The sequence below is a fragment of the Oceaniglobus ichthyenteri genome (genome assembly GCF_003057885.1).
GTDB lineage: Bacteria > Pseudomonadota > Alphaproteobacteria > Rhodobacterales > Rhodobacteraceae > Oceaniglobus > Oceaniglobus ichthyenteri.
Genome location: NZ_QAGK01000025.1, coordinates 1 through 13814, shown reverse-complemented (window position 1 = coordinate 13814; position 13814 = coordinate 1). Strand labels below are relative to the sequence as shown.

The 13814-nt window shown below is 57.4% G+C and carries 12 protein-coding genes; 5 read left to right on the top strand and 7 right to left on the bottom strand.

Translation table 11 applies throughout. The features are described 5' to 3' along the window. Positions 1-94: 94 nt before the first annotated feature. The 7 genes from C8265_RS19080 to C8265_RS19055 form a co-directional block, all read right to left on the bottom strand. Complete coding sequence (locus tag C8265_RS19080; RefSeq protein WP_240611153.1) at positions 95-1441, bottom strand: hypothetical protein; 1347 nt, start codon at positions 1439-1441, stop codon at positions 95-97. 42 nt (positions 1442-1483) lie between these two features. Beyond that, positions 1484-2254: a hypothetical protein gene (locus C8265_RS19855; protein WP_240611152.1), complete on the bottom strand. Its 771-nt coding sequence runs from the start codon at positions 2252-2254 to the stop codon at positions 1484-1486. Continuing rightward, positions 2178-5516 carry a DEAD/DEAH box helicase gene (locus C8265_RS19075; protein WP_240611151.1) on the bottom strand — a complete coding sequence of 1113 codons (3339 nt, stop codon included), beginning with the start codon at positions 5514-5516 and terminating at the stop codon, positions 2178-2180. Before C8265_RS19075 ends, C8265_RS19855 begins: the two co-directional genes overlap by 77 nt. A gap of 8 nt (positions 5517-5524) precedes the next feature. After that, complete coding sequence (locus C8265_RS19070; protein ID WP_108485586.1) at positions 5525-6400, bottom strand: BrxR family helix-turn-helix transcriptional regulator; 876 nt, start codon at positions 6398-6400, stop codon at positions 5525-5527. 374 nt (positions 6401-6774) lie between these two features. Next, positions 6775-7692 (bottom strand): plasmid partitioning protein RepB C-terminal domain-containing protein, encoded by a 918-nt coding sequence (locus C8265_RS19065; protein ID WP_108485585.1) that lies wholly within the window; start codon positions 7690-7692, stop codon positions 6775-6777. After that, positions 7689-8600, bottom strand: a complete 912-nt coding sequence (locus C8265_RS19060) for a plasmid partitioning protein RepB C-terminal domain-containing protein (RefSeq protein ID WP_108485584.1) — start codon at positions 8598-8600, stop codon at positions 7689-7691. The genes C8265_RS19065 and C8265_RS19060 overlap by 4 nt, the downstream gene beginning before the upstream one ends. Then, positions 8600-10171 (bottom strand): recombinase family protein, encoded by a 1572-nt coding sequence (locus C8265_RS19055; RefSeq protein ID WP_108485583.1) that lies wholly within the window; start codon positions 10169-10171, stop codon positions 8600-8602. The genes C8265_RS19060 and C8265_RS19055 overlap by 1 nt, the downstream gene beginning before the upstream one ends. Positions 10172-10421: 250 nt before the next feature. On the opposite strand from C8265_RS19055, the gene C8265_RS19050 reads away from it, so the two are divergent. From C8265_RS19050 to C8265_RS19030, 5 genes are all read left to right on the top strand, one after another. Beyond that, entirely contained in the window at positions 10422-10727 is a 306-nt protein-coding gene (locus C8265_RS19050; protein ID WP_206050377.1) for an XRE family transcriptional regulator, read from the top strand. Between the two features lie 99 nt (positions 10728-10826). Then, positions 10827-11081 (top strand): ribbon-helix-helix domain-containing protein, encoded by a 255-nt coding sequence (locus tag C8265_RS19045; protein WP_108485582.1) that lies wholly within the window; start codon positions 10827-10829, stop codon positions 11079-11081. 4 nt (positions 11082-11085) lie between these two features. Continuing rightward, entirely contained in the window at positions 11086-11403 is a 318-nt protein-coding gene (locus C8265_RS19040; RefSeq protein ID WP_108485581.1) for a type II toxin-antitoxin system RelE/ParE family toxin, read from the top strand. Between the two features lie 265 nt (positions 11404-11668). Beyond that, a complete protein-coding gene (locus C8265_RS19035; RefSeq protein WP_126623210.1) occupies positions 11669-12556 on the top strand; it encodes a hypothetical protein in 888 nt (295 codons plus the stop codon). 2 nt (positions 12557-12558) lie between these two features. Further along, positions 12559-13014, top strand: coding sequence for a Panacea domain-containing protein (locus tag C8265_RS19030; RefSeq protein WP_108485587.1), 456 nt, complete (start codon positions 12559-12561; stop codon positions 13012-13014). Positions 13015-13814 lie beyond the last annotated feature (800 nt).

Here is a 13814-nt window from a genome sequence, read left to right as displayed (position 1 = left end):
GCCCACTGGTCAGCGCGATCCGCACCGCATCCTGGCGGAATTCGTCCGTCCGTTTCAGTCCCATAGTCAGTCTCCTTTGCTGCAGTAAATGCTATCAAAGGAGCGGCATCAAACCGCGACAGGTCCACTGCTGCTCGGCGGCCTCGGAAGCAAAGACGAGCGTCTTGCCGTCGTCGCCCAGCTGGGGCTGCAGTTCGAGGAGGGACTCATATACCGAGCCCAGCTCCTCCGTCTCCATCGCGCGCCAGTTTACGGGGACCATGCCGGTTTTGTCAGATAGCCAGGAGAGGCGGTAGAGCGCCTCCATAAAAGCCTTGTTGCGCAGGCGGGCGGTTTCCAGGTGGGGCAGCCGGTCGTCTGCAAAGAGTCCACCGAGCGCCGGGAGGGCGAGTGCTGGCTGGCCATTGGCAAGCGCGCGGAAGACGATCTTGACGCCCTCAAAGCGGTCATGGTGCTTGTCCCAGGTCGCGGCGCGGTAGCATTGCTTGCGCAGGGCCGCGAGGGAGTAGCCTTGGGCGTAAAGCGCGCGGGCGTCGGTCTTGGCGTTGGTGGGGTGCAGGAGGTTCCGGTCCTCGGCCACCATGAGGAAGATCAGGCGGTACACGAGGCGCAGGAGTTCGTTGAACCACTCGGTGAGGTTCACGTCGCCGGTATTCAGTTTGGTGGCTAGGTCGGGGTTGGCTTCGAGGAAACCGGAGCCAAGAACCTTGAGTGCGATCTGGACCAGGCCGGCAAGGCGATCCCGGGCCGCTTCACCTTCCTTTGAGCCGGTCTCTCTCCACCGCTCAAGCGGACAATCGGTGGCGGGTGCGCTTTCGTTGCCAAAGCGGGATCGGTGGATCAGCAGCCAGAGGACGGCGAAGGAGGCGATGTCCTCGTTCGAGAAGATCTGCGCCAGGTCAGCTTCGATATAGGCCGGGCGCGTCAGCGAGGCGTTGTCCCGCATGAGGCGCAGATGGGTGCCGTTGGTGACAATTCCCCAAAGCGCCTCGTCCTTGTCGTTGAGGTAATCCTGAAGGGCGAACGCAGGTGAGCGGGACCGGTCGACAGACAGGGTCGGACTGCGACGGTCGAGCGTTTCGGACGTCGGCACCACGACGAACGGCACGCGCCCGCTTGCGATCAGGGCGATGGGCGCGTCAGCAGCCTGCAGATCGTCGTATCCGAAGGTTTCCTTGAAGAGGCCCGAAACAAAGCGACGTGTGGCATCCTGAGTTGGTGTCTCGATCTTGGCAAATGCATCGAAATGAGACTGCCCGACGCGGAAAGCCGTCGAGATTTCTTCGCGGATCGTCAGGCCCTTTCGAACGGAGTAGTTCTCCGGCGCCTGTTCGGGCGCGGCCCGTTGATCGATCTTTGCAATCATGGCGGGCGCGATGAGATTGCCCTCGAGGCTTAGCGACGGCCATGCGGACATATCTGTAATGGGTTTGCGGGCCATGCTTAAACCTCGCCCGGCATCAGTACGAACATTCCAATGACGTCAGGTGGAAGCACGGCCTCCACGCTGACACGCGAGGCGGATCGGGCAGATGTAGATGTCTTTCGTGGCCAGCTCTGATCCGTCGCCTTCGCGCGCCTGAGGAGGGAGCTTCGCTTTAATGACACGATATGCCCGGCCTTCATGGTAGATAAGACTCCGGGGTCCGAATTCGGAAATCGCCAAGAAGCGCGCGCGTGATAGAAACGAGCCGCTTTTTCCTTCCCCCGGCACAAACGCATAAAGTGGCAGGCGCGGGAAGTTATACCCCGGAAGAAAGCCTTCGGTTGCAAGGTAGCGGTACGAGTAGAAGTCCGACCCGTTAGAAGCTTTTCCCTGTTCAAGGATCGCCAACTGGTCGCTCGCCTGCATTTGCGCGGCCTTGATCTTGCGGCGATCAGAGCCAGATAACCCCGTAATTTCTGATTGCTTATTAGCCTTCGCCAGTTGTGTACGTGCAGAGTCGTAGAGTTCGCGCCAGCGATCAAACGCTCGATTAAACTCCTTTGGCGCGTTCATCGCCACGTGGAGAACAAACTCTTCGGGCTCACCCATCCAAACTGGTGCTGAACCGTCGTCCGCCGCCAAGATCTGATCCAGCACCCGCTTCATAGGAGAACGTGCCCGCGCGGCGAGATCGGACTTTGAGATTACAGACAGAACCTCTTCTTTGAGCGGATAGTCGGCACCTGTAAGATCAAGGATATCTGGAATATCGGGCTTCAGGGCGAGTTTCGCCTCGGCGAGCCAAACGGCGTGTAAGTGCGAGCGCACCAATTCTTCGTTGGTAATGTCCAAAGCGGGGGGGGCGGACAACGCCTGCAACCATATCGTTACGGCGATCAAAGAAATACTGGTCATGTGGCGAGCCGGATGCGCAGTACGTTACGACGACCGCCGCCTGACCCGAACGTCCTGCGCGACCAGCGCGCTGTGCGTAATTTGCTGGAGTCGGTGGGACGTTGCGAAGATACACGGCGTTCAGAGCCGAAATATCAACGCCCAGTTCCATCGTAGGCGAGCAGAACAATGCGGGCAGAAACTGGTCGGACTCACCTGAAGCTCGTATCTCGGCCCGATATTCTGACGTGCTGAGGTTGGCGCGGTCATCGTCTTCGAACCTGAAGCGCCACTCCCGCCACTCGCGTTGTTTCTGCGATACCTGCGCGGTGTGCTCGCGGCCCTCCAACCCCCAGTATGCGCTCTGGCCGGAGGCGAGATCGTTTGCGATGGAAGCGTACTGATCGTGAAAGTAACGGTTCCCGCGCTTGCCCTCATCTGAGAGGGCTGCGCCTGGGACGAGCCTGACGGCCGATGGTGTCAACCGCCATCCGACCAGATCCGCATCCAGTTCGACTGGGGCGACCACGCCTTCGTCTGCAAGCAGCTCGAGAAGACGCGAGAAGAACTCGAGGTAGTCTTCTTTCCCGAGCTTCGTGCCGATGACGCTCTTTTTGTTGATCAATCGAGCGATGCGCGAGTTGTGGCCCGCACGCAAAAGAGTCTGCTCTTCACGCAGGCCGATGACACCCTTTCCGGGGGCTCGCAAAAGCAGAGATGAACGCCCACGTGGATTTTCTTTCGCATCAATTGCCCAAGGCGACCGCAGCAGAGATCGCGATTTCTGAGCGACACCGTCAAGAACCGTCAGGTCCAGCGCTTCGGTGTTGACCGCGAGGCCCTCCAGCATCGCGCCGAGGACTCTTTTCAACACTTCGGCTCGTTGTTCCTCGTCGAGTTCGCCCAGCTCTGGCAGCACGGTCCTCAGGCGTTCGCGGTCCGAAGCAATGTCTCTGAGGCCAACGAACTCAACATCCAACAGGTTCAAGACGAACAAGCTCGGATTGGTATATCGCCAACCGCGCCGAAGATCCGTCCAGACCCGGTGCGCCAGAACCTTTGCGAGCGCTCGTTGTGCATCTTCTCGAATGACGGCACCTGAGGAAGGATCAAGCATCCAGTGGGCACGTGCGTCTTTATTGGCGGACGTAAAACCAAGAGCCTTGACGACTTTCAGGCCAAATTCATCCTCGGTAAGCCCTTCGTCCCCAGCAGCAATAATCGCGCGGAGAATTGCTCCACGCAGCAGGCTCACAAATAGGAAGTCATTGAAGTTCCCAGACTGTAGCGCCGCATCTTGGCGATTATCGGTGAATCCAAGAAGCTTTCTCTTTGTCTCTGGAACGCCACTTTCCGGATGGTTCATCCATTCAAGAGCACTCGAAATCAGCAGGGTCGTAGCCGAACTCCGTCCCTCACCAGAAAGGCCCGCCAGCTTGCTTCGTTCCCGCATGCCTTGGTTCGGTTCATCTTGGCAGCATAGGCAAAACGCAAACTTTCCCGGTATGAACCAGAAATCCTTTCCTCCCGCACCGTGCCGACCATCCGAGCCGACGACATAGGACACTGGCGCCCGCTTTTTCCGGTACGACCTAAGGCGTTCAATGCCGTTGCGTTCTTCCCTCCAACTCTCCGGGTAACTGTCCAGATCTCCGTTGAAAGCGAATTCCGGATCAGCTTCTGGGATCGGGCAAAGGTAACCAGCGACGTCGTCGTCATTAGTTTCCAGCGGCGTGTCATCAATGTTCCGGGGCAAGAATTTGATTTGACCGTCGGTGTCGCTTTTTGTGACGACGTGATACTCGTGCCCGCAGTTCCGGCAGAAACGCGTTGGATAAAGACGGTCGCCGGGGGAATCCGGATCCTCGAGCTGCCCTTCGAAGAGCACAGTCCGTGGCCGCGAAGCCAAAGTCGTAAAAACTTCGCCAGCCCCAGATATGAATCTATGTAACTTGAACGCGAGGAACGCGACCTCACCTGGTCCTCCACGTTCGTGTTCGGGCAGACTGACGCGGGTCAGGAACGCTTCGAGCGCTGTTCGACATTGGCCTGCCTCAACGCCGCTATCGTCGGCGAGGCGCATGACCGCGTCCTCGAAGGGGATAGGTTTTTTCCTCTTGAGTTCCAAACCGTCATCGAGTCCAAGCGCAAGCTCCGCCCAAACGGCCAACGGATGCCTCTTTAGAACTTCATCACTCAAGTTGTCCGGCAACGGTTGGTTCAGGATTGCTGCGAGGCCAGCCTTGGCTTGCGCGAGGTCAATCGAGTCATCTGTTGCACGCTGCAGGGTTTCATCAATGACCGCGTCCGGCCCAATATCCGAACCAAACAGGCGCGTCGCGACCTTCGCAACAGCCATCGCCCTGCTTTCATCGGAGCCTTCGGAGGCCATGGTCGCCGACGTGCCGATGCAGATGGGGGCTTTATCCGGTGCGCAACGGTCGCGCAGCCTGCGAACAAGTACGGCAACGTCGGCGCCTTGGCGGCCTCGGTAAGTGTGAAGCTCGTCGAGGATGATGAATTCTAGGCCGGTAGCGTTGTTGATGACCTGGGAGTCGAGTTCATCCTGACGGGTAAGCAGCAGCTCAGCCATCATGTAGTTCGTCAGCAGAATGTCCGGCGGGTTGGCCGCGATTTTCAAGCGCTCTTCTCGGCTCTCTTGGCCTGTGTAGCGTTTGACCACCGGTTTCAGGGAGTCGGGCAATCCAGATTGACTGACGAACTTGTCGATTTCCTTTAACTGACTATTCGCGAGCGCATTCATTGGGTAGACAATTATGGCCCGGGTCCTGCGTGGCTTGCCTGCTCTTAGCGCACGAATGATAGCGTCGACGATGGGCACGAAGAAGCACAGTGATTTGCCGGAACCAGTTCCAGTTGTGACCACAAAACTCTTGCCAGATTTAGCTTTCGCAATTGATTGCGCTTGGTGTTTGCGAAGGATCAACGCAGACTCGCCGAATCTAAAGACTTTCCCGGTTCCTTCATCCAAGACGCCAGAGGTTACTAGATCATCGATTGTCTGGCTGTCTTCATACTGCGGGTTTAAAGACAGAAGGGCATCTGGCCAGAAGCGCCCGGCATCGTATTGCGCATCGATCTCATCTCGGAGATCCTCAGAGCGAATAGAACTGAACGACCGGGAAAACCGTTCGTAGGAGTTGATGAGATGATGGTCGAACTCAAACGCTTTCATGTCAGCTCCTACAAAACGTGCCCAACGGGATTTTCGCCAAGGATGACATCGCGATTAATTAAAATAATCTGCTGTTCTTCAGGCTTTCTTGCTGAAGGGTCGGTGTCGAGCCCCAGTCGTTTTAACGCGTAATAGAGCAACGCCTGCCTTACCTTGATCTTGGACTTGCCGCCGCGCATCCCGTAGTCCAGAGCGATTACCTTCTTCTGGTTCTCGGAGAGTTCAGGGTGGGGGCCAATCTCAAGCGTGACATGCTGTTGCCAGTCCGCATCGGAAGCATCCGTGAGATCGCTTGCTTCAACACCTCCCGTCTGAAGGATGCGTGAAAGCAAGAAGTCCTTGAAGACCTCGTCGGTCTTGCAGAACGCCCGTGTGTGCCATCGGAAGCCGTCGAACCCGATGGCGTGAGGCGCGATCCACCGCCAGCTCGGCTCGGGGCGCGAGAGGGACTGGTATTTCACCTCGATAGCCTCGGATCGGCGGATGGCGCCGACAACGGATCGTAGAGTGATCGGGTTCACCCCACGGGCGGGCGTTGGCGCGGCATCATATGACGGCAGTTCAGCGATCCATGTGTCGTCACCATCCATAATGCCGTCAGCCAAAGAGCGAAGCTGCGCGAGGTAGCGGCTCGCATCAGGTTTCAGAAAGCATGGTGTATAGTCGGGGCCGGGGACATATGTCCGCGCGCTCTTGTCGTAGACCATGTTGTCCGGAGCTAAGCCGATATAGCGGTTCAGGTCGGCGGACGCCTGGTTCACCGATAGCCCGAACTGCTCCATCAAATCGCTGCGGTTCACATGCCCCTCCCAAAACAATCGAAACTCGATGAACTCGAGGCGCTGCGCGACTCCCCAACGAAGCTCCGACTTGTCACTATCCACTTCGCACTCCCGACTCGGCGCGTTTGATTAATATGCGCGACCATTTTTTGTGCTATCTGCACGCTAGCGGGGAGGTATGCCGTGTTCAATCGAAATCCTGCGTAATTTCGGGAGTTTGCGCGGGCAGGGCCCGTTTTGGCGAAACGAACGGGAAGTGAAGCAGGCGTGCCGATCCGCGCCAACCTTCGGCACGCCTGCAGATGTCGCAACCACATGTGCGGTCGCGCGGTCGGCGAAACCTCGGCCGACCTGGTGGGCTCCGAACGGGTTCGCCGCCATCCCCACCGCCGCGCTCGATCCGGCCCACTGTCCGGCGTCTCCTGCGGTCCCCGCGCTTGTCGGGTCCGGGTCCGCATCAAATCTGGCAGTTTTGGCTAATCCGCCTCTGGCGGCAGGGTCGAGGCCATATCTGTGATCGCTTGAAATTCTGTCAAAAACTCTGGCCGATGTTGTATCAGGTACCGCACGACCCGGGCGTTCCCGAGCAGCTTTCCAAGATACGCTTTGATAACGGTGAGCTGCAGATGGTCCTGGCCGTAGGAGTCCTGAATTGAGGTGATGCCTTCCTGCAGGCGGGCCAGCTCGCGCTCCATGCGGGCCATGGCCTCCGGGGTGATGCCCTTCATCTTCTTGGGTTTCTTGGTGTTCACCAGCTGTGCCTGGGGCGTTCCCGCCAGAATTGCGGAGATGTATGCCGGAGAATAATTGTTAGCATTCATCATCAGCTCGGCCGCCTCGATCTGGCGCATGGCTTTCATCTTGCGCAGGATTTCGAACACGGCGGTCGCGCAGTGTTTGTCCTTCAGGATGGCAACGGCCTCTTCGCAAATTCCGTCAAGAAGCTTGGCTTTGCGCACGATGCTCTGTCGGTTCAGGTCAAGGGCCAGAGCGATCTTTTCCTCGGAGACACCGCGCTCAACAGCCTTGCGGATCATCTTGTGCTCCTGGATGGGCGCAAGACGGCTGATCCGCTTGTTATAGGTGAAAGCCTCGTCGTCGGTGGAAATCAGGCATTCGACCCGTTCGATGCCGAGATCCTTCAGCACCTCGATCCGGATATGCCCATCCAGCAGCATATAGGTGCCTTCCTCACCTGGGGATCGCGTGACGACCGGCGGTTCGACCAGGCCAACCTCTTTGATGGATGCAGTTATCTGGCGGTACTTGCGGCTGGATTTGACGGATGCGCTGAGGGCGCGCACGGGCAGGACGGCCGCTACCGGCACGGTGACGCAATCGCTCTCGAAGCCAAGCGTCACCGTGTCCGGGGTTTTGCGCTTGCCCCGGCTCATTCTGCCGCTCCCGCATCCATTGATTGCCCGAGATAGGTGGGCAGGGTATCCAGCCCCTCCGCGCGCAGGAGCGTCAGGAAGTGGTCATCATCGCGAAGCGACCGAAACGCCTCCACGACGAACATCAGGCGGCCTTGTGTCAGTTCGGCTTTCTTGATCAGTATCTTCTGCCGCTCCGCTTCCTGTTGATAGGCTCGCACAAGCGCGTCGCTGGTCAGGGGCCGCTTGGTGCCGTCGCTTCTGCCATAGCGGTTGCGATGAAGGTGCGGACCCTGTGCGTCGCGCTGCTGGATGAGACGGCACACGGCGGCCAGTTTCTTGCCGCGCAGCTTCTTCTGGGTGTAGGCGTCCATCAGAGCGCGCTGGCCGCCCTCGGCGTCTGTCTTTGAGATGTCGATGGCGAGGTTCAGCGGCAGAAGGCCGGTTTCTACGGCTGAGACCAGCCGTTCTTCCCCGCGTTCCAGAAGCCCCGCGATCATGCCAACATAGTCTGGCGTGACCCCGATCTTGTTTGCGATCTGGCGATCATTGTAGCCACGTTTGCGCAGATTGCCGATTTCACGCATGAGGTCGATCGGATTGTGCTGGCGTCGTGCACAGTTCTCCACCAGGCTCATGACCAGGCAGTCGCTCTCGTCGGCGTCGATGATAATGGCCGGTATGGCATCCTGCTGAAGCTCCATGAACGCCTCAAGCCGCCCCTGGCCACAGACGAGGTCATATTCCGCAGGATCTGTCCCGGCGCGCTGCGCCACGGTGATTGGTCGCTTCAGACCGATTTTCGCGATGTTCTCGACCATTTCCTCAAAAGTGCGCCGGTTGCGCACGCGGGGGTTGAGGATGCGAATTCGGTCGGTGGGGATGAGAGTGACGTGTTTCTGGGCAATGTCTTGGGCGTCGTCGGCCATCAGGCGGCCTCCGTGATCCGGGCCCGGCCAGCGAGCGCATAAAAATAGTCGAGCGTGTCGAAGCGGTAGGCGTCCAGCGACAGCCCGTTCTGCTCGGCCAACCTCAACTTGGCCATGGTCATGTCGATGCTCGGCAGCAGGTAATAATCGCGTGGTGCTTCGTTCAATTCGTCCATCCGCACGGCAATCGTGATGTCGGGCACCAGGCCAGTATCGAGACGGATGCGCCATCGCAGGGAACCGCCCTGCGTCTCGAAACATCGGGCCAACACCACCGACGCCGTGAACTCGTCATTGATGCGGATCAGGTCGGTGTCCGGATCCTGCGCCGCCTGTCCTCCACGTTCCGCGACCCCGTCGAGGATCCGGGCTACGATGCCGGGGTGGGCCTGCCGCAAGGCCCGGTTGATCTCGACGTAGCGATAGTCGCGCTCCGGCTCGTAGCCGATCATCTGGTAGGCGCGCAGCAGGCTGCCGAAGCGGCTCCGAAAGGCGCTGGAGGATGGCACGTTATCCTGTTCATCAATGATTAGTCCGGACAGAACGCCCTTCTGTTTCAGCACGGCGCGCAGGGCTTCGAGCAGTTCCGCGTCCGTGAAATGCTGGCTGCGTGCGTCGACGATTTCGCGTGCGCGCAGAAACAGCGCTTCGTCCACGATGGCGGGGTAGGCGCCCTCCGCCCGGATCCACATCTCGCGCGGGTTCACCACGCGGCTCTGCTTCAGCTTGAAGGACACCTTGTTGTAGACGTTGTTGCCGATGTATTTTTCATTGGTGAGGACCTGGTGAACGGATGCCCGGGACCACGGCCGCTCAAGATCCGTCAGATGCCCCTCGGCATTCAGGGTTCCCCCAATCTCACTCTCCGAGCAGCCATCCTCGACGAACATCCGATACATGCGGCGCACGACATCCTGTTCCTGCTCAGGGCCCGGAACGAGAACGACACGGTCGGTCTGAAAACTCTTCTGTTGGCCGCGGGACAAGGCACCCTTCGGGTTGCCGTGTTCGTCGATCAGTACCCGGCGCAACCCATATCCAGCCGCACCGCCCTGGCGGTATCCAAGCTCCACCAGACGGCATTGCCCCGCGAAAACCTTTACCGAAAGCTCGCGGCTGTATTCGCCCGCCATCACCCGCTTGACGGTTTTCAGAAGGTTGGAGCCGATGCTGCCGTCGTTTTCGAACTGCTCGCCGCAATAGTGGACCCGGATCCCGGCGCGAGAGCAGATATGCTCGTGGTAGGCCCCTTCATCAGCATCCTGAAACCGGCCCCAGCGGCTGACGTCATAGACCAGAATGGCCTTGAAATCCGCCTGACCGGTTCGGACCTCGGCCATCAGGTTCTGCAGCGCCTCACGACCGTCCAACCGCAACCCGGACCGACCGGAGTCCTCGAAGACGCGCAGGATCTGCAGGCCCCGGGCGGTGGCGTAATCCCGAATGATGTCGAGTTGGTTCTCAGTCGAGTACTTCTGGTGATCGGTCGACATCCGCACATAGGCGACCGCCGGGATATCATGTCCGGCCGCGTCGCCTTTGTCCTCGCTGTTGTATCGACCGTTATTCAAATCGGGTTTCCCTTTTCAGCCTTTTTTGGTTTCAATTTTTCCATCCTGCGCAAACGCGTCTGGAAAGTCGTTTCCTGAAACGGGCAAGGTCTTTCCGTTTGCCCGGCAGTCATTCCTCAAATTACAATTCATTGCTGCGCTCCTAAAATCAGTAGCGCCCGTCAAGCGCGGTCCAATGACCCGCACCGAACAAAATCGAATCCCGCCGTTTTCATGGTTCTTCAATTGTTTAACGAAGAAGGACGTGAAAATGCGCGTGAAGATGGGCACAGTTGTGCCGAAGATGGGCACATTTGTGCACCTGGTCGAAGAACCAACCGATTATCGAACTGCCATAGCGATGGCTCTGCACGAAGAGTTGGACGACACACACAGGGCAATCAAAACGGCCATGCGCTGGACGGGTGCCAGCGAACGCACCGTGAAATACTGGTTTTCGGGCGAGCGGGGGCCGAGCGGCGACCATCTGATCGCCCTCGCGCGGCATTCGGATGCTGTGCTCTACGTTGTTCTTGCACTTGCAGGCCGCCACATTGTCGAGGAGGCAGGCGATTGAGAGGCGAACGATGATCGGCATCCGGAAGGCGCAGCTCACTCTTGTTTTGCGTTCGTTTTTGGTTATATTGAATACACGCGAAGTGAGAGGTGCTGCGCCATGTCCCGAACGACCACGATGACCGTCCGCCTTGGTGGGGCCCTGAGTGACTTCGTGTCGGCCAATGTGGGCGATGACGGGTCCTATGAGAACGTCAGCGAATACATCCGCGACTTGATCCGGCGTGACAAGGAGAGGGCGGAGCAGGAGGCCTTCAGCCGCCTGAAGGCCGAGTTGACCCATGCCTTCGCGGCCTCGGAGGAGACGTATCAACCGCTGACCGCAGCCGAGGTGATCGCGCGGAACCCAGCCTGATCCGGTGACCACCATCCGTATCCAGGAAGGGGCGTCCCACCGCCTTGATGACATCTATCGCTACACCCGTGACAGGTGGGGTGATGATCAGGCTGAGAAATATATCACCGGTCTGTTTGCGACCTTCGACAAGATCGCGGCCCACGGCGTCGCATCAAAGCCGATCCCGGCCGAATTCGGCGTTGAGGGGTTTTTCTTTCGATTTGAGCGCCATTTCGTCTATTGGCGTCATCTATCGAATGGCGACATCGGGATCGTGACCATCCTGCACGAGCGCATGCACCAGATCGACCGGTTTCGGGATGATTTCGGGTCGGGCTGAGCCGTCGATTTTCCAACGGGCGTAACTTTGCGCATCTCAGTGAGCCGGTCATCAGTCGTGAGCGTCTCGACAGGCGGCGTAAAGGTGATGTCGTCGGGCATGACGAAAGAACCTAAAAAGTCTGTTTGCTCCGTGTTCGCTGGTCATCGTGATGAAATTCAAGCTGAAACTGGGAGTTGTCGAGCTATTAAGTCGTGGATAGTGTCTTTGGCGGAGTGCCGCCCTCCACGAATGACCAATGTTATCGACACTATACGGGAAGCTGATGAAATTCTTGAAGGCCTACTGGTTGTCGATCCTCGAATCTGTAGCGACGGTATCGCTTGCAGCAATTACCGTCTTTCTGGGCATTTGGCTGAAATCAGCAATGCCAAATGCTGATGAAGAGGTAGCAACCAGCGCATTTCAGGCGATACAGGCGCATTGGAAAGATTTTTCGACCCCCATTCCTTACTTCGGCATTGCCCTGCTGGTATCACTTGTCGGAAAGTTTGATGGATTTCGGTCCAAGTATAGATCAAACCTTCTTGATGGCGAAAGGAAGGCCGTTTCTTCCTTGAGAAAGGAACTCAGGGTTGAAACGCAAGCACACGCTGAGAGCAAAAGTAATTATTTTGAGACATTGGGAAGTGCCCTGAAATATATGCTGACCTCAAGGGTTGTTGGATTCGATCATCGCTGTCGAGTGACAATTTACAGGCGACAGGCAAATGATGATAAGTACTTGAGGCAGATTTTTCGATTTTCGTCGACGCATGCCTATCAGGAGGGCGGTAGAATACGTGTGCCCATCGAAGAGGGAGTTGTTGGGGCGGCCTGGCTAAATCATGGCAGAAAAGAAGTTGAAATTGATCTGGATCCAAGCTCAGATGAGTTTGCGGAGGCTATGAATGCGGCGCTTGCAACGGAAGGTTGCGGTTGTCCGGGTGAAGCGTTGTCAATGTCCTCGAAATATTTCTATGCTAGAGCCTTCGAAGATCACGATACTGGCAAGAGGATCGGAATTGTGGTATACGAGAGCGTTGATGTTGGCGTTCTGAAGAGGGAAGATATTGATAACGCTATCGAAAGTGAGACGTTAAATGTTTCGCGCTTGGTGCGGCATCTCGGTGCTCTACATGGTGAATTTAGTCCGGATCCTGGGGAGGAGTGATGATGGCTGAAATTGCTGACATAGCCGCCTACTTCTGCGAGAACTACCCGCACAAGTCAGAGCTATCTAAAACGAGGCTTACAAAGCTGGTGTATCTTGCAGACTGGGAGTTTGCAAAGATGGAGGGGCGTCAAATGACTCCAATCCGTTGGTATTTCCATAATTTTGGTCCGTATGTTGACGATGTAATTGAAAGCGTTTCCTCAGATTCAAGGTTTGTAGTTAAAGAGGTTAAGAATGCCTATGGTGATAGTAAACTCGAGATCCATCTGAGGAACGTAGATCGTCCAGCTTACAAGCTTGCTGATCGCGAGATTGAGGTTCTGAACGACGTGATTTCTCGGACCAGTACCATGTATTGGAACGCTTTCATCAAACACGTCTATGAAACGCCGCCAATCGCAAATTCGGATAGATACAACTACCTAGATTTGAATAACTTCGCCGTTGAAGCTTAGAGTGATTTCTGACCTGATGATTTGGCTTTGGCTATGATAACTTTCTCAATCCCCCGCGCGAACCAACGGACGGGGCCGACGATATGGGCCTCGTCGGCCGTTCTTTCGTTTTTTGGGTAGTGCTTATTCTCTGAGATAACACGGACCGCTAGCGAGTCGCTGTTTGGGATGTGCTTGGGTCGGTTGGTGACAAGGCCCATCCCATTGTCCACCGCGAAGCTGCTCGGCGGGTTTGGCGCGCACCGAGACATGTCGAGCAGGCTGCATTACGCCAATGGGCGTCAGATTTGCGCTAAGTTTCGCGCCAGTCCCTCGGAGTCCGACGTAGGCACGAGAGAGGGTTGGGCGCGTGAGCCATCCCCTCCGCCATTATCCCCATTGCGAACCAGTGACACCGCCCTGACGAGCACGGAATTTTCCGTGTTATCAAAGGGGTTTGCGGGAACCGACCGAACCTCATAGACGCGCCGCCTGGCTGAAGTTGGGCTCAGAATGGCCCTCAGTCTCAGTTTGGGCGAACCTCGCTCGCTTCGGTTCGGTCCCATTTTTCTGTTACACTTCAATGGTCTGCCGCCGAACCCCGCCAAAACCCAATCGCGCGTTCCGAACGATATCGATGGCAACATAGCCAGAACACGCGGTAGGCGCGTTGCTCGGGATGCCAGCGTAAGCAGGCGGATTTCTGGGGTTGGTTCGCATCCCATTCACTCACCGAAACACTTGATGACAAACCATTTTGGCACCGCTAGCGTTCAAGAACCACAGATTGGTGCAGGTCGATGCGGAGGCTGAGCCAAATC